The organism is Emticicia sp. MM (assembly GCF_001649495.1).
This window is the reverse complement of record NZ_LXHX01000020.1, coordinates 1-18304: the sequence shown is the minus strand read 5'-3', so window position 1 is coordinate 18304 and position 18304 is coordinate 1. Positions and strand designations below refer to the sequence as shown.

Sequence of the window (18304 nt, the reverse complement as noted above, 5' to 3'; positions counted from 1 at the left end):
TCTGAAAAGAGGCTTGATTTAGAAGGTTGAAAAAAGTCACGTAATATTCTTGATTTTTTTTAATAAATACTCAATAAAATCTAATAAATTTGAAATATTGGTAGTCCATGGTCGATAGACCACGAATCAACAGTTTTTACTTTCAGTTTTTTCAACTCAATAAGCCATTAAATATGAAACAATATTCTCTATTTAAGTTTCTTCTACTTTTAAACACACAATTTCTTTTTGCACAAAACCCTGCTATTCAATCATCTACACTTATTTTCCCTGTTCAAGAAAAGCACGTTCATGCCAGCAGTATTGTGGCGTTACCGAGCGGCGATTTTCTGTGTGTTTGGTTTCAAGGAAGCGGAGAACGCACTTCTGATGATGTAAAACTGATGGGTGCAAGACTCGAAAAAGGTAAATCTGCATGGTCTGAGCCATTTTTGATGGCTGATACACCCAATATTCCAGACTGTAATCCTGTATTATTTTTGAACCATGAAAAAAAGCTTTTCTTGGTCTGGATTGCCGTTCAAGCCAATAAATGGGAACAATCAATTTTAAGGTTTCGTACCTCGACCGATTATCAAAAAAGTGGCCCACCAATTTGGAACTGGCAAGATAATATCTTGCTAAAACCAGATAATAATTTTGCGAAAGAAGTTGCACAAAAACTGAAAGAGACTCCACCAAGCACAGCAGGTTGGGCGGGTTACGCACCAAAGTATGATGAATCAATTATTACTGCCAGTAATGACCCTGTAAAACGTAGTTTTGGCTGGATGACTCGCATAAAGCCGCTCCTTTTGCCCAATAAACGCATCGTTTTACCATTATATTCTGATGGTTTCAATATGTCAATAATGGCAATTTCTGACGATGATGGCTCAACATGGCGACCAAGTTTGCCATTAGTTGGTCGAGGACCTATTCAACCAGCTATTATTCAAAAGAAAAACGGCAACTTATTCGCACTCATGCGTGATAGCGGCGACGACCCCGCCCGAGTACACACAAGCGAATCAAAAGACAATGGTGAAACTTGGCAAGTAAGCACGAAAACTTCGATTCCGAATACGGCCAGTGTTGAACTTTTGGTGCTTCAAGATGGCCGTTGGGCTTTTTTGGGTAATGATATTGAGGATGGCCGCTACCGTATTGGCTTATTTTTATCGGATGATGAAGGAAAAACGTGGAAATGGAAAACATATCTCGAAAAAGTAGAACCTAACAAAGGAAGTTTTTCGTACCCATCATTGATTCAAACTGCTGATGGTTTATTGCATCTTACTTATTCTTATCACCTTGAAAAAGACAAAAAATCAATTAAATATGTGGTGGTGAATCCTTTGAAAATCCCACTTGATTGATTTAAAAACTTAAAACATCAACTCATCCAATGAAAAATATCCTTTTATTCATATTCACACTACAATATGGCCTTATCTTGGCTCAAACAAAACAACCAGTTTATCAAGACAAGCCTTTTCTGCAAGATTTCAGCATCAAGTTTTACACAAAAAACGATGCAGTTTCTCCACAAAAAGCCTATTCAGACCGAAACGGCAATATTAAAGTTTATTCAACGGCAGGTTTATTAGTGCCGCACAATGGACAATTTCTTTATGCAGGAAATCTGGTTGCAGATAACACATACAGAACCATTCAAAATAAAAATATTAAAGGAATTGGTCTGTACGAAAATCAATTCGTCTTGATGGATGATAAAATAGTTTTCAGTAATGCTTGGGCAGGAAGTTTATTCGCCAAACATGAGCTTTCTGATGCAAAATTATTTGTTGGAGGCAAGAGTTTCAATTTCCTTGTTTCAAATGGAAAAGCACTCCAATTGATTGATAAAACACAAATTCTCTGGAAATTGTCAGACTTCAAAGATGAAATTATTGACCTAAAATTTCAAAGCTCGACAAATCTTTTTTGGATTTTGGGTAAAAAATCCATTTCAACTTTTTCAGCCGAAACAAAGAAAATAGAAGTAATTTTTGAAGGGAACGATTTTACTGCTTTTGATTTTTCAACAGATAATAAAAATCTCTATGTCGGTATAAATGATGGATACTTTTTCGTAGATATTGCCTCAAAAAAACAAATTGGCAGTAAGCAAACGAAATTACCAACGACCGAGATTACGACCATCAAAAGTATTGGTGAAAAGGTTTGGTTTGGCACTACCAATGGGGCTTTTGCCTTGAAAAAAGATGGAAAGTTTGATTATTATAATAGTGAAAGATGGCTAAGCAGTAACAATATCAAACACATTTCCGAAGGCCCAGAAAACTCTGTTTTGATTGTAAGCGATAAAGGACTTTCGCAAATTTGTTTCAAGAAAATGACTTTGCACGAAAAAGCCGTTTTCTATGAAAAACAAGTCAGAAGCCGACACATAAGAAATGGTTTCAATGCTTCGCTCGATAATATGGAAAAAGGAAATCTATCAACTGGCTATTTGGCTGATTCTGATAATGATGGACTTTGGACTTCAATGTATTTAGGTGGAGAAATTTTTAGGTATGTAGTCACAAAAGAAGCAGATGCGTTACAAAACTGTCGAGAATCGCTCGATGCAATGGAAAGGCTTTATTCCATTAATCCGATTGCTGGCTTTCCTGCTCGTTCGTTTGAACGAAGTGGGTTTATCCAACAACTTGCCGACCCCGACCGCTGGCAACACTCACCCGATAAAGAATGGGACTGGAAAGCAACCACCAGCAGCGATGAAGCAATTGGACATATTTTTGTCTATGGAGCAATGGCTGAACTCATAAAAGACCCCGAACTCAAAAAACGAGCGGTAACTCTGATTGATACGCTCATGGGGCATATCGTGCGAAACGATCTATATTTAATTGATTATGATGGAAAACCAACTGCGTGGGGGCGTTGGAATCCGACTTATGTAAACTCTTTTCCGACCAATGTGGGCGACCGCAAACTCAATTCATCGAATATCATTGCTATGCTTCAAACGGCTTATTATTTCACCAAAAAGCCAATTTATAAAGAAAAAGCATTGGAATTGATGCAAAAACATGGCTATTTTGAAAATTTGATGCGACCAATGAAACAAATTGGTTATGCCCCCGAAGATGCCGACGAACACAGTAAAAAAATGTCGGATGCCTGGAATCATTCCGACGATGAAATGTATTTTCTGGGTTATTGGGGTTTATATCGTTATGCTCTAAATGATACGCTAAAAGCACATTATAAAAAAGCGATTATCGACCATTGGCAAGCCGAACGCCCCGAAAAAGAGGGTTTGTGGAATATTTTCACCGCCCTGACTGGCACGCAAAATTTTGATTTAAACCAAGCTGCTTGGTATTTAAGAGAACACCCACTCGACCTCATCGACTGGACAATTATGAATAGCCACAGGAAGGATATTGAGAAAATTTCTATTAACTTCCGCAGTCAGACCATCAAGGAAGTGCTACCACCTGACGAACGACCAATTCAAAGACATAATGCCAATATGTTTAATTTGGACAGAACCAAGGGGAACGGAACTTCGGAGCATAGTGCAGGCGATATTTGGTTACTCCCCTACTGGCTGGGCAGATATTTGGGGGTGATTAGTCCACCTCAAAACAAATGATATCGAAACAATGAAAAGCTATTTTTCTTTAATTTTTCTTTTATTGACAAGTTGTAAAACCATGCGTTTTTTACCCGAAATACAATTAACGAACGACCTAAGTTACCACCATGATTTAGATAATAATGATAACTTTTCGCCTGATAATCAATGGTTAGTGTATGATACCCGCACCGATGAGGGTGGAATTGCAGCTTCGGCTAAGATTGAAAAAGTAAATGTAAAAACAGGCGATAAAAAAGTGGTTTATGAAATAAAAAATAATCAATTTTTCGGTCCAGGTGTTGGAGCAGCGAGTTACTCGCCCGTTGCTAATCAGGTTATTTTTATTCATGGCTTACAGAATGTTACTGAGCAAAATCCATATCAACAATGGAGAAGAACTGGAGTAATGATTGATGAAACCAAAGGCGAAAACCCCATTTATATTGATGCCCGAGATATTAATACTCCATTTACAAAAGGAGCATTGAGAGGCGGAACGCATCGACACGAATTTAGCGGAGACGGTAATTGGATTGGCTTTACCTATAATGATGCCATCATGAAATCTCTCGAAGATGCTACTGGTCAAAAACAAAATTTACGAACAATTGGTGTTTCAAAAAAAGGTAAATCGGTTAATATTTCGGAAAAGAATAATGGTGAAAATCTATCGGGCGAATGGTTTTCGGCATTGGTTGTGAGAGTTGTACCAAATCCAAAAAATGGAAGCGATGAAATAAGTCATGCGGCTGGAGATAGTTGGGTTGGCAAAAATGGCTATTTAAAACCTGATGGCACTCGCCAAATGGCTCGTGCATTTATTGGCACGGTAAAAACAGAAAATGGAGAAAATGTGGATGAAGTTTTTGTAGTAGATATTCCCAAAAATATTGAAATTGATAGTGAGTTCGGGGCTTTAGAAGGCACAGAAACACAATTACCCCAACCTCCAAAAGGTGCTTCGCAAAGGCGTTTAACATTTACCGCAAAAAACTCTCATGCAGGTTGTACAGGTATTGTAAGGTCAAACTTTGAGGGAAGTTTACTTGCATTCTTGGCAAAAGATGAAAAAAATATCAAACAAATATTTACCATTTCACCAAACGGAGGAAGTCCCCAACAAATTACTTTCCATGAATCTGATGTTGAAGGAAGTATTCGATGGCATCCTTCGGGCAAAAGTATTTTTTATATTTGGAATAGCAGTATCTGTGAAATTGCAATCAATGACCTTGATTTTGATAAACGTTTGAAAATCATATCAAAACCAAGCAAGCCATCACCAACCAATTTAGTTATATCGCACGATGGAAAAATGATTGCTTTTAACAGACTTTTAGAAAACGTAGCAAATAGTATAAAAAGCAAACAAATATTTTTGATAAAACTTGATTAAATCCGTGAAGGCAATTTTTTAAAAACAATCTTTAACAAAACACTATTCAACCTTCCTTAAACAATGAATTTATTACCCAAAGGGCTTTGGCCTGTGATGATTACACCGTTCAAATCCAACAATCAGATTGATATTGATGGCTTAGAGAGACTAACAAATATGTATCTTGATGCTGGTTCAAATGGTATGTTTGCCAACTGTCTTTCGAGCGAAATGTATCAACTCACCACCGAAGAAAGATTGCTGCTCACGAGAAACGTTGTTAAGTTTTGCCAAGATAAAGTCCCAGTTGTTGCCACAGGAACTTTTAATAGAGGAGGTGCTACAAATACAGATTTTATCAAAAAAATCTATGATACAGGCATAAATGCCGTGATTTTGATAACAAGTATGCTCGTAGAACCCGATGAAAGTGACGATGTTTTGAAATCTCGTTTAGAGGAAATTATGAACGAAACTGGCAATATTCCTTTGGGAGTTTATGAATGTCCAGTTCCTTACAAACGTCTTTTAAGCACAGATATGCTCAAATGGATGGCCTCGACTGGGCGTTTTGTGTACCACAAAGACACAAGTTGTAATTCAATTTCGTTGGAGCGAAAATCAGCCGCCGTAAAAGGAACAAATTTTGGACTTTACAATGCTGATACTGCCACCGCCCTCGACTCGCTCGATTCGGGTGCAAGAGGTATCTCACCCATTTCGGCCAATTTTTATCCAGAGCCTTACAGCTATTTATTAAATGAGTTTTTCACGAATGGCCGAACAGAAAAATTGAACCAATTACACGCCATTCTGACGATGATGGATAGAGTTACACATACTTTTTACCCATTTTCGGCTAAATTGTTCTTACAAAAAAGAGGCTTGAAAATTGAAACCAATAGCCGTATTCCAACAGATATGCTTACCAATGTAGATACAATCAGATTCAATGCCTTGATGGATTCTTTTAAAGTAATTTCTGAAATGTATGATATAAAGAATGTATTATAATATTAAAGGCCGTCAAAAAACTCATTGCCGTCTGCTTTAGCTGACGGATACTTAAATAAAAACACAAAATGGCTTTAGCCGAAATATAAACTTGGGCTAAAGCCAATTTTGATTTATCTCATCCAATCCGTCAGCTAAAGCAGACGGCAATGAATTATTCCATCCTAATGAATGTTTAATCTTTATTCACATTTTCACAACTTCCTCAACTCAACTCTCCAATTTGTGCCGCTGCCAACCTTATATTTTTTTGAGAAATCATCCATATTGATTCCAAAAGACAAATTCAATAAACTATTCATATAGCAAAGATTTTCTCCTTCTTTTACATCGCCAAATGTATGGACATAAGGCATTTGTCCTTCAAAAACCTTCTTTTCTCCATCAAAAATTTTCACCGAAAGCTTATCACCAATCTTTAATCCAAGCTGATTAGTAGTTTTTTGGTCAATATTGGTCCATACATTGCCGTACTGAATATCCAAAATCGGAATACCTCCAGAAATCAAGCCATTTTCAAATTTTGGTTTTGGATAATCGAGCATAACTAACTTGTTATCAGCCACTTTCTCACCTACTTCTTCAAAGTTAATTCCAGCAGAAGCCAATTTCGCTCCCGAATAAGCAAATACATCTCGGCCATGAAAAGTATATGAATTCTGAGAATTTGGCAAACGATTGGCCGCCGAAATCTCACGAATTTCCTCCACTCCCTCATTTTCAGCAATTAATGTAAAAAGTCCATTATCAGGGCCAACATAATAGTGATTAGCTTTCGTTTTCAGAATAATAGATTTGCGTTCCGTACCAACTCCTGGGTCAACCACGCAGACAAACACAGTTCCAATCGGCCAATAAGGAGCGGTTTGTTGTAACCTAAAAGCCCCTTCCCAAATATTGTACGCTGGAATTTCGTGCGTAAGGTCATGAATCGTCAAATCAGGGGCTAAATTCAATGCAACACCTTTCATAGCGGCTACTGCACCATCTTTTACTCCAAAATCAGTCATTAAAACTAAAGGCGATTTTTGTGCTTTTGTTTTAACATAAAACACTGATAATAAAGCAATTGACAAAATAACGAGGAGCGAAATTATTACCTTTCGAGACATAAGATAGAAAAGGTTTGATTTTGTAGGCACAAAATAACAACGATACAGCTTTAAAATTGTATTTTTGCGGAAATTTTATTCGCTCATTCAAGCAATCACTCATTCAAAATTCAAGAAATGTCGGAGTTCAACCATCGTGAAATTGAAAAAAAATGGCAACAAGTTTGGGAAGAAAACCAAACTTATAAAGTAGAAATCGACCACACTAAGCCCAAGTTTTATGTGTTGGATATGTTTCCGTATCCTTCGGGAGCTGGCCTGCACGTTGGGCATCCACTGGGCTACATCGCAACTGATATTTATTCAAGATACAAGCGTCTTAAAGGTTTTAATGTGCTTCACCCAATGGGTTTCGACTCGTTTGGGCTTCCTGCCGAGCAATATGCTATCCAAACAGGGCAGCACCCAGCTATCACGACCGAAAATAATATTACTACTTACATTAGTCAATTAAAGAAAATTGGTTTTTGCTACGATTGGAGTCGTGAAGTTCGTACTTCTGATGCCAAATATTACAAGTGGACGCAGTGGATTTTCATGGAATTATTCAATTCTTGGTACAATAAAGAATCTGACAAAGCCGAGGCTATTGAAACTTTATACGCAAAATTTGAGCAAAATGGTACATCAGGCGTAAAAGCCGCTTGTAATGACGAAACCTCAAGTTTCACGGCCGAAGAATGGAAAGCATTTAGTGAAACTGAGAAATACAAAATTTCATTGGATTATCGATTAACTTATCTTTCTGATTCAGTAGTAAACTTCTGCCCAGCATTGGGGATGGTTTTATCGAACGATGAAGTAAAGGATGGCGTTTCGGAGCGTGGAGGCTACCCAGTTATACAGAAAAAAATGCAACAATGGGTAATGAGAATCACAGCTTATGCCGACCGCTTGATAAGTGGCTTGGATTTGGTTGATTGGTCAGACTCATTGAAAGAGCAACAAAAAAACTGGATTGGTCGCTCGGTTGGAGCAATGGTAAAATTTGCTCTTGAAAACAACGAGGATACCAAAATCGAAGTTTTTACTACCCGTGTTGATACTATTTATGGGGTTTCGTTCATGGTTTTAGCTCCTGAACATGAATTAGTTGCTTCATTGACAACACCCGAACAAAAAGAAAGCATCGAAAATTATATTTCTGAAACACAAAAACGCTCTGAACTCGACCGTATGTCAGATGTCAGAACAGTTTCGGGAGCATTTACTGGTAGCTATTGTATCAATCCATTTAGTGGTGAAAAAGTACCAATCTGGATTGCTGATTATGTTTTAGCGGGCTACGGAACAGGTGCGGTTATGGGCGTACCTTCGGGCGACCAACGTGACTGGAATTTCGCCACACATTTTGGTTTACCAATCGTGCAAATACTTGATGCTCAAGCTGATATTGAAACCCAAGCCGATGCTACCAAAGAGGGAAAATACATCAATTCGGGTATGATAAATGGCCTCGAATACAAGGAAGCAACAGCCAAATTGATTGCTTTCATGGAAGAAAACGGCATTGGAAAAGGCAAAGTTAATTATCGCTTGCGTGATGCGGTTTTTGCTCGTCAACGCTATTGGGGTGAACCTGTACCTGTATTTTTCAAAGAGGGCTTGCCATATTTGATTGACAAAGAAGATTTGCCGTTAGTTTTGCCAGAAATTGACAAATATTTACCAACCGAAGATGGCGAACCACCACTCGGTCGTGCCGAAGGATGGAATTATAAAGGTAATGAATATGAGCTAAGCACAATGCCAGGTTGGGCAGGAAGTAGCTGGTATTGGTTCAGATACATGGACGCCAACAACGACCAAGAGTTTGCATCAAAAGAAGCGATTGATTATTGGCAAAATGTGGATTTATATTTAGGAGGAACTGAACACGCAACTGGCCACTTATTGTATAGCCGTTTTTGGAATAAATTCTTGAAAGATAGAGGGCATGTACCGCAAGAAGAATACGCCATGAAACTCATTAATCAAGGAATGATTATGGGGCGTTCAAACTTCGTTTATCGCTTGAAAGATTCTGAAAAAGTAACCTTTGTTTCTTACGGCTTAAAAGACCAATATGAAACCACAAAACTTCATGTTGATGTAAATATCGTGGAAAATGATGTTTTAGACGTCGAGAAATTTAAAGCAACAAGAAATGACATTGGCGACGACCCTCAATTTATTTTGGAAGACGGAAAATATGTTTGTGGTTCGGAAGTAGAGAAAATGTCAAAATCTAAGTTCAATGTGGTGAATCCTGATACAATCGTTGAGCGTTATGGTGCTGACACATTCCGCCTTTATGAAATGTTCTTGGGACCATTGACCGAAAGCAAACCGTGGGATACTCGTGGAATTGAAGGAACGTATAGATTTGTTCGTAAAGTGTGGCGTTTGTTCTTTGACCAAAATGGTAAAAATTTGGTAACTGATGCCGAACCTACAAAAGAAGAATTGAAGGCTTTGCACAAAACCATCAAAAAAGTAAACGAAGATATTGAGTCATTCTCATTCAATACATCGGTTAGTTCGTTTATGATTTGTGTAAATGAACTTTCTGACCTAAAATGTCATAAAAAAGCCATTCTTGAGCAATTATTGGTCATTTTGTCACCTTACGCTCCGCACGTAACTGAGGAATTATGGCAAGTTTTGGGACATACTGATAGCATTACAGCACAACAATTCCCAACCTTCGATGCAAAGCATTTGGTAGAAGATTCATTTGAGTACCCGATTCAGATCAATGGCAAAGTTCGTGCAACACTCAATTTCCCAGCTGCTATGAGCAAAGAAGAAATTGAGAAATTAGTTTTAGAAAATGAATTAGTCTTGAAATGGTTGGAAGGTGCAACACCAAAGAAAATCATCGTTGTTCCGAACCGGATTGTGAATGTGGTAATATAATATTCAAAGGCAGCGATTTATTTGCTGCCTTTTTTTATACTCTTTAATTTGATGTAAACCAAAAAGAAAACTTTCCTATTATTTATCTTAAGCCCATTAATTCTTTTTGCTCAATCACCCAACATACAAGTAAATTTGGTTTCTGATGCTTTTTCATCAATCGTTGACATCACTCATGCCAATGATGACAGGTTTTTTATTGTAGATGGAAATCAAGTAAAAATCATTTCTAACGGGCAAGTGCTACCCACTCCATTTTTAGATTTAACCAACCAAGTAAACTGGGTAATGGCTGTGGCTTTTCATCCAAATTATGCCCAAAATATGAAATCAGTAATCGGTATTCAGAGCAATTATTTTTTTGTTGAGCCATCTTCAATCTCAACTTTAATATTTACCTAATTCAATTTTATCCTCCCCTTTAGGCCTTTCAAGTTCATCCCCATTGTTTTTTTTAGTATGAAAGTTGTTACTCGTAGCTTTTTTTTCGTCCTAACGTAATCAGAAAAGCAAAGTTTTGGATTCATTGTTCTGTTGGTTAAACCTAAATTATCTTGAAAAATAATGGTAGAATTCAGACATTTTATGTGCTGTTTGATTCAACCTAAGTAAAACTTTTTAACCAATACCTCATTATCAAAATTTGCTACATCAGACCTAATGATTTATGACAAATATGCAATAAACTGAAATTATAATGGCGTTAAGTAAACGAGTTTTCCTAATTGAAAAAGGTAATTTATTATTTTTTTTATTTTTCATTAATTCAATAATTACTGAGGCTCATAAAATTAATACTAAATATTCCTATACAACGAATCTGCTTGAAAGTACTAAACATTTTTTCAAAGCTGATTCTGCAATAAAAGTTCCAGAAATATTAGCTGGAACAATAAAGATTTGCGCTGGAACAAGTACAGAATTGAAGGTTACCGATGCTTACAATGGCGATATTACTTGGAAAACGAGTTCGAATGAAGTTGTTGGAAGCGGTAGTGTTTTAATAATTTCACCTAAAGCAACCACGACTTATTATGCCATACGCAAAGCAGGTGAACGAGAAAGTAAACCTTCAAATAAAATAACAATTAGTGTAAGTAAGCCCAATTTTACAGGTACCCCAACGGTGCCAGGAGATTATAAAGTAACTTCCAACGAACCGTTTTATTTGGGTACTAAAGAAATAATAGATGGTGTTGAGATTAGATGGAAACACGAACGAAATACTGGTGGTGTAACATTGATTACACCTACGACAACTCCAACAGATTATTATGTAAGGTACGAAGAACCAAAAACAGGCTGCGTGAGTGAATGGAAAACTGTTTCGGTAAGTTTAGATAAGAGTAATACTACTACAAATGTTATTTCATCAAAAAACTTCAAGCCTTTAATTAATACACCTGCCACTTCTTGTGCGGCACTTTCAATGTCGAGTGATGCACAGCTTTGCAGCGGTACTTCATTTGCAGCTTTAGTGGGTAATACCACAAACGGAGGTACGGCCTCAACTCAATGGGGATGCCTTGGAACAAGTCCCAATCAATCGTGGTTTTATTTTGTTCCCTTGACAAGTGGGTCTGTATCATTTAATGTAACAAATACATCAAATGTAGATGTGGATGGAGCTATTTGGGGACCAGTAAATACAGTCGCTGATGCTTGTTTCGCCACTCAAAGTTCGCCATTAACTTGTGATTATTCAAGTTCTGCAAATATCTCATTATCAATTCCATCGGTCACAGCTGGAAAGGTTTATGTATTAGTAATTTCTAACTACTCAAATAGAGCTACGACAGTAAATTTCCCTACTAATGTAGGTTCTGCCTCAGTAGGCTGTTGTACTTTGACAGGCGTAACGGCAAGTTCAACGGCAATTACTTGTAATGGAGGAACTTCAACCGCTACCGTAAATTATACAGGTACACCAACGGGTTCTGTCACGTATAGTAAAGACGGAACAAATTATCAAGCAAGTAATATATTTTCGGGATTATCGGCGGGGTCATATACTTTCTACGTAAAAGATAATATCTGTACAAAGTTTAGTACGCTCATAATTACTCAACCAACCGCTATTACTTTTGAGGCATCAACTATTACAAATGTTACGTGTAGCGGTGGAAACAATGGAAAAATAGTTAACACTGCGACTGGGGGAACTGGGGCAATTTCGTATGTTATTTCGCCAAATATTGGCACACAAAGCCCAGCAGGTACTTTTAGCAACTTAACAGCAGGAACTTATACAATTACGGCTACCGATGCAAGTGGATGTACTTCCACCACAAATGTTACCGTAGGAGCAATTAATATTACACCGACAGTTCCAACAGCTATTTCGGCAAGTTTGGCTACAATTTGCTCAGGACAAAGTTCTACTTTATCTGCAACTTGTAACAGCGGTACTGCAACTTGGTATAGCGATTCGGGGCTTACGAGTACAATTACAAGCACAGTTAGCCCAGCCTTAACAACAACTTATTATGTTTCTTGTGTAGGAAGTGGTGGTTGCAAAAGTATTTCGGGAAATGTAACAATAAATGTAAACCCAACACCAACAGCACCAACTGGTATTTCAGCCAGTCCAGCTACAATCTGTTCAGGGCAAAGTTCAACCTTATCTGCCACATGTAGTACAGGCACAGTAACCTGGTACAGCAATGCAGCATTGACAAATTTGATTTCAAATTCGGTAAGTCCAGGAAGCACAACTACTTATTATGTAGCTTGCGTGAGTGCGTCAGGTTGCAAGAGTGCCACAGGAAGTATAGCTATAACAGTAAATCCAACACCAACAGCACCAACTGGTATTTCGGCCAGTCCGCTCACAATCTGTTCGGGTAAAAGTTCTACTTTATTGGCAGCATGTACTGGCGGAACAGTAACTTGGTATAATGATGTTACATTGACAAATACTATTTCAAATATAGTCAGTCCGACAAGTACAAGCACCTATTATGTTGCGTGCTTAAGTAATACTGGTTGTAGAAGCACATTTGGTTTTGTAGCTGTAACAGTAAATCCAGTACCATCTGCACCGACAAGTATTTCGGCAAGCCCCGCTACAATCTGCTCAGGACAAAGCTCAACTTTATCAGCTACTTGTAGTACAGGAACAACAACTTGGTATAGTGATGCAGCTTTAACAAATACTGTTTCAAATACTGTAAGTCCAACTACAACTACAACCTATTATGTATCATGTGTGAGTGCATTAGGTTGTAAAAGTACCCCTGGAAATATTTCTATAACTGTAAATCCAATACCATCAGCACCAACAAGTATTTCGGCAAGTCCCATTACAATCTGTTCAGGACAAAGTTCTGCTTTGTCGGCAACATGTAGCAGTGGAACAGTAACTTGGTACACCAATAATGCACTTACAACGGAGGTAACCTCTCCAGTTAGTCCAACAAGTACAAACACATATTATGTAGCTTGCGTAAGTACGGCTGGTTGTAAAAGTAGTGTAGGAAATATAACTGTTACAGTAAACCCTACTCCACCAACTCCAACAAATATTTCTGTAAGCCCTACCACAATTTGTGTGGGGCAGAGTGCATCATTGACAGCTACCTGTGCAAGTGGTACAATAACTTGGTACACCAATGCCGCTCTTACGACGGTGGTAGCCACGACAGTAAGTCCAATTATTACTACAACCTATTATGTGGCTTGTATGAGTGGATTAGGCTGTAATAGTGCTTCAGAAAATGTAACTGTAAATGTAAACCCGACCCCATCAGCACCCACAGGTATTGCGGCGAGTTCGACTACAATCTGTTCTGGGCAAAGTTCTACTTTATCGGCTACTTGTAGTTCAGGAATTATAACTTGGTACACAGAAGCTGCATTAACAAATGCCGTTTCAAGTCTGGTTAGACCAACAATGACCACAACATATTATGGAGCATGTGTAAGTGCCGCAGGATGTAAAAGCCCCGCAGGAAATATAACAATTATAGTCAATCAAACCCCAGCAACACTACCATCAAGTACAACCGAATATTGCCAAGGGAATACAGCTTCCCAATTAAGTATAGTGGGGGCTTCGGGAGCAACAGTTCTATGGTATAATACTATAACAGGTGGGGTTGGCACTAATACTGCACCTACGCCATCTACCAGTACGGTTGGAACAACTAATTATTATGTTTCTCAGACACAAAATGGTTGTGAAACTGAGAGGGCTACGATTGCAATAGTGGTTAATCCTAATCCAGCATTGAGCTTGGAAGTAGGTAATGCTGCTTGTGCTGGTTCGCCAGTTACAATTATCGCCAGTGCTACAGGTGGAACACCGGGCTATCAATATTCAAAGAATGGTGTTGATTTTCAAACTAATAATATTTTTACTGGTATTTTTGCTGGCTCATACACGATTTCTGCCAGAGATAGCAAAGGATGTTTAATTGCTCAGTTTGTTAATATAACACAAGCTGTCCCGTTGTCCCTTTCAATTCAGTCTTCCAATGATTGTTCAACTGGAGATAATGGTATAATTAATATTTCGGGAACTGGAGGAACTGGAGCATTAACGTATAACATAAATGGTGGTAGCTATGGAAGCACAACAACTTTTTCAAATCTATCATCAGGAACTTATACTGTGGGAGTGAAAGATGCAAATGGTTGTATTTTAGAAAAAACATTGAATGTAAATACTGTACCGGATATAGTATTATCTCTTACAAGTCAAAACGATTGTATTGTCGGAAGTACAGGTATGTTTAGCTTGAGTGCATCAGGAGGTTTGGCTCCATTTCAGTATAGAGTTAATGGTGGTAGCTGGGGTGGTAGTTCGTTTACTGGTTTATCGGCTGGAACTCACATTGCCCAAGTAATTGATGCTCGAGGTTGTACAAAAACATTGAATTTAGAAATAATTGAGAAACCTGCTGCTCCAACGGTGACTTCTTCGACTATTTGTGCAGGGCAAAGTGTAAACTTATCAGCAACGTGTAACACGGGTGTTCCTTTATGGTATTCAGATGTTGATTTGACCAACTCTCTTTCGTCAGTAACAGTTACACCAAGTGCAACAACCAATTATTATGCAGTTTGCGAAATTGTTGCAAATAATTGTAAAAGTACAGTCGCAACCGCTAATATCACAGTCAACCCGATTCCTACTGTTAATTCGATAACGAATCAATTCCTTTGCAATGCTACTACAACTACGGCAGTAAATTTCACAGGTATGGTAAGTGGAACTATTTATAATTGGACAAACACAAATACAAATATCGGCCTTTCTACGAGCGGGAATGGCAATATTTTAGCCTTTACGGCAACTAATTCGACCAGTAGTCCAATTTCAGGAACGATTACAGCTACGCCATCATACACGAATCAAGGTGTAACTTGCACAGGAACTCCTCAGAATTTTACAATTACGGTAAATCCAACTCCATCAGTTAATAGCATTACAGACCAATCTTTATGTAATGGCTCGCAAACTACGGCAATAACCATGTTGGGAGCGGTTACTGGAACGGTTTATAACTGGACAAATTCAAATACAAGCATTGGTTTGTCTGCCAATGGCACAGGAAATATTGTAGCATTTACAGCGACAAATACTGGAAGTTTACCAATTTTTGGCGAAATAACTGTTAGTCCGTCATTTACAAATGGTGGAGTTACGTGTACAGGTACGCCGAAAATTTTTACAATTGCTGTCAATCCAACACCAACAGTCAATACTGTTACCAATCAAATACTATGCTCTGGCTCTACAACAAACGCAATTAATTTTACAGGAGCAGTAAGTGGAACAGTTTATAATTGGACAAATTCAAATACAAGCATCGGCTTAGATGGTAGTGGTTCAGGAAATATTGCGGCTTTTGCTACTACAAATCCTGGCAGTTCTCCAAATATAGGAACAATAAACGTTACACCGTCTTATTCCAATAACGGTGTGACTTGCACAGGAAGTTCGCAAAGTTTAACCATTACCGTAAATCCGACTCCAACAGTCAATGCGGTTATGGATCAAACTTCATGTAATGGCTCGCAAACTATGCAAGTTACATTTACAGGGGCTGTTGCAGGTACGATTTATAATTGGACAAACACAAATTCAAGCATTGGTTTAGCTACAAGTGGCATAGGGAATATTGCGGCTTTTGTTGCAACAAACACAGGTACTTCTCCACTTATTAGCACGATTACGGTTACGCCTACTTATACAAATGGTGGTGTAACTTGCACAGGTTTAACACAAAGTTTTGATATTATAGTCAATCCAACGCCAACAGTTAATGCCGTTTCAAGTCAAACGCTTTGTAATGGTTCAACAACTTCAGCAGTTAATTTTACGGGGGCTGTTAGTGGTACGGTTTATAACTGGACGAATACTAATGGAAATATAGGCTTGCCATCGAGCGGCACAGGAAACATTTCAGCCTTTAATACAACCAATTCTGGAACTTCACCCATAAGTGGAATAGTTTCGATAACACCAACATATACCAACAATGGACTTACTTGTGTAGGCTCTCCAACAAGCTTTACAATTACAGTAAATCCGACTCCAGAGGTTGATGCGATAACAGACCAAACCCTGTGTAATGGCACTCAAACGACCACGGTTGCTTTCACTGGAACAGTTGCAGGTACTATTTATAGCTGGGCAAACACAAATCCAAGCATTGGTTTAGCGGCAAGTGGTACAGGAAATATTGCAGCATTCACAGCTACTAACGTTGGTGGTTCACCGATTTCGGGTGTAATTACCATTACACCAACTTACACAAACAACGGAGTTACATGTAGAGGAACGGCCAAAAATTTCAATATTTTGGTAAATCCAACCCCAACAGTAAATGCAGTTTCAAATCAAATCTTATGTAGCGGAACGTCAACATCGGCAGTCAATTTTACAGGAGCAGTAAACGGAACAGCTTACAATTGGACTAATACTAATACAGCGATAGGATTGGCCGCAAGTGGGACAGGAAATATTGCTACATTTACAGTTACAAATACTGGGAATACATCAATTTCTGGCGTAATTACCGTAACACCTTCTTATACGAATGATGGATTAACATGTGTGGGAAGTTCAAGAAACTTCACAATAGCTGTTAATCCAATACCACAAGCAACAATAACACCCGATTTTGCAAAAATTTGTAGTGGAGAAAGTATTAATTTGCTTATTTCTGATGGGAAATCTGTCAATGGAACAAGCACTTTTTCATGGAGTCGAGATAACACAATTAATCTTACGGGGCCCATTAGCGGAAACACAAATTCAATAAGTGGTGTATTGATAAATCCAACAGCAACAACACAAATTACAGCCATTTTTGGAACAGTTACGTCTCAATTTGGATGTAGTGACATGGCCATTGCCAAAGTTTCTGTTACTCCACCTTTATCTGTTACTATTTCAGGAAATACTTATTTTTGCGGTACAGGAGTTTTAAATAGGACAACGACCTTAACCGCTTCGCCAGTTGGTGGAATTGGTTCGTACTCATACCAATGGAATTTGAATGGAAATCCAATATCAGGAGCAACAAACTCGATACATACTACATCAACTGCAGGCGATTATACAGTTACGGTAGTTTCTGAATATTGTACCAAAACATCAAATATTATTACTGTAAATGCACCATATTCACTTAGTGGAATACCAACAGTCAACCCAGCTTCGTCAAATTTTTGTGGCAGTGGTTCTGCCGCATTTACAGCAAACAGTAGTGTGTCTTTGGGAACATTTAATTGGTATAATGCAGCAAATTCAATTACAGCATTATCTCCAACATCTGGAATAAGAAATGAAATATATAATACACCAACATTAACAGCCTCACAAACTTACTATGTTGCAAGAGCATTTGCAGTAGTTGGTTCAAGCCCTTTAATCACTTGTGAAACTGATAGAACGGCGGTAGCTGTGACAATAAAATCCATTCCAACAACACCAACTGCAACTGGCAGTACTACAATATGTGCTGGTTCAAGTACAAATCTAAGTATTTCTAATTCATGTGAAGGAACAATAACTTGGAAAAATACTTCTAATACGATAATAGGCACAGGAAATCCATTAAGTGTTTCGCCAAGTGTAACTACGAATTATACCGCAATATGTACTGTAACTGGTTGTGAAAGTAGTTCTTCAAATACTGTAACTATTACTGTATCAAACATAAATTTGACAGCCACACCAACGAATTTGACTTGTCAATCAAACAACACGGGGAGTATCAGTTTATCGGCAATTGGTGGCACAACGGCCTATACTTATTCAAAAGATGGCTCGACTTTCCAAAGTAGCAATTTATTTTC

At 38.1% G+C, this 18304-nt stretch carries 8 protein-coding genes; 7 read left to right on the top strand and 1 reads right to left on the bottom strand.

Going from position 1 to position 18304, the window contains the following annotated elements; all coding sequences use genetic code 11:
• The first annotated feature begins 173 nt into the window (after positions 1-173).
• From A6M55_RS02930 to A6M55_RS02915, 4 genes are all read left to right on the top strand, one after another.
• A complete protein-coding gene (locus A6M55_RS02930) occupies positions 174-1358 on the top strand; it encodes an exo-alpha-sialidase (protein WP_064196444.1) in 1185 nt (394 codons plus the stop codon).
• 29 nt (positions 1359-1387) lie between these two features.
• On the top strand, positions 1388-3607 hold the full coding sequence (locus tag A6M55_RS02925; protein ID WP_064196387.1) for a hypothetical protein: 2220 nt from the start codon (positions 1388-1390) through the stop codon (positions 3605-3607).
• A gap of 10 nt (positions 3608-3617) precedes the next feature.
• Positions 3618-4988, top strand: a complete 1371-nt coding sequence (locus A6M55_RS02920) for a DUF3748 domain-containing protein (protein ID WP_064196386.1) — start codon at positions 3618-3620, stop codon at positions 4986-4988.
• Positions 4989-5051: 63 nt separating this feature from the next.
• Entirely contained in the window at positions 5052-5984 is a 933-nt protein-coding gene (locus A6M55_RS02915) for a dihydrodipicolinate synthase family protein (protein ID WP_064196385.1), read from the top strand.
• Positions 5985-6178: 194 nt separating this feature from the next.
• Here A6M55_RS02915 and A6M55_RS02910 read toward each other — a convergent pair whose 3' ends face one another.
• The gene (locus A6M55_RS02910) at positions 6179-7096 is read right to left on the bottom strand and encodes an S-adenosyl-l-methionine hydroxide adenosyltransferase family protein (protein WP_064196384.1); all 918 of its coding nucleotides are present in this window, start codon (positions 7094-7096) and stop codon (positions 6179-6181) included.
• Positions 7097-7213: 117 nt separating this feature from the next.
• Between A6M55_RS02910 and leuS the strand changes: the two genes are divergently transcribed.
• The 3 genes from leuS to A6M55_RS02895 all read left to right on the top strand — a co-directional run.
• Entirely contained in the window at positions 7214-9994 is a 2781-nt protein-coding gene (gene leuS / locus A6M55_RS02905; RefSeq protein WP_064196383.1) for a leucine--tRNA ligase, read from the top strand.
• Between the two features lie 135 nt (positions 9995-10129).
• Positions 10130-10396, top strand: a complete 267-nt coding sequence (locus A6M55_RS02900; protein ID WP_064196382.1) for a hypothetical protein — start codon at positions 10130-10132, stop codon at positions 10394-10396.
• Between the two features lie 295 nt (positions 10397-10691).
• On the top strand, positions 10692-18304 hold a 7613-nt coding region (locus A6M55_RS02895; RefSeq protein ID WP_156510968.1), incomplete at its 3' end, for a PKD-like domain-containing protein.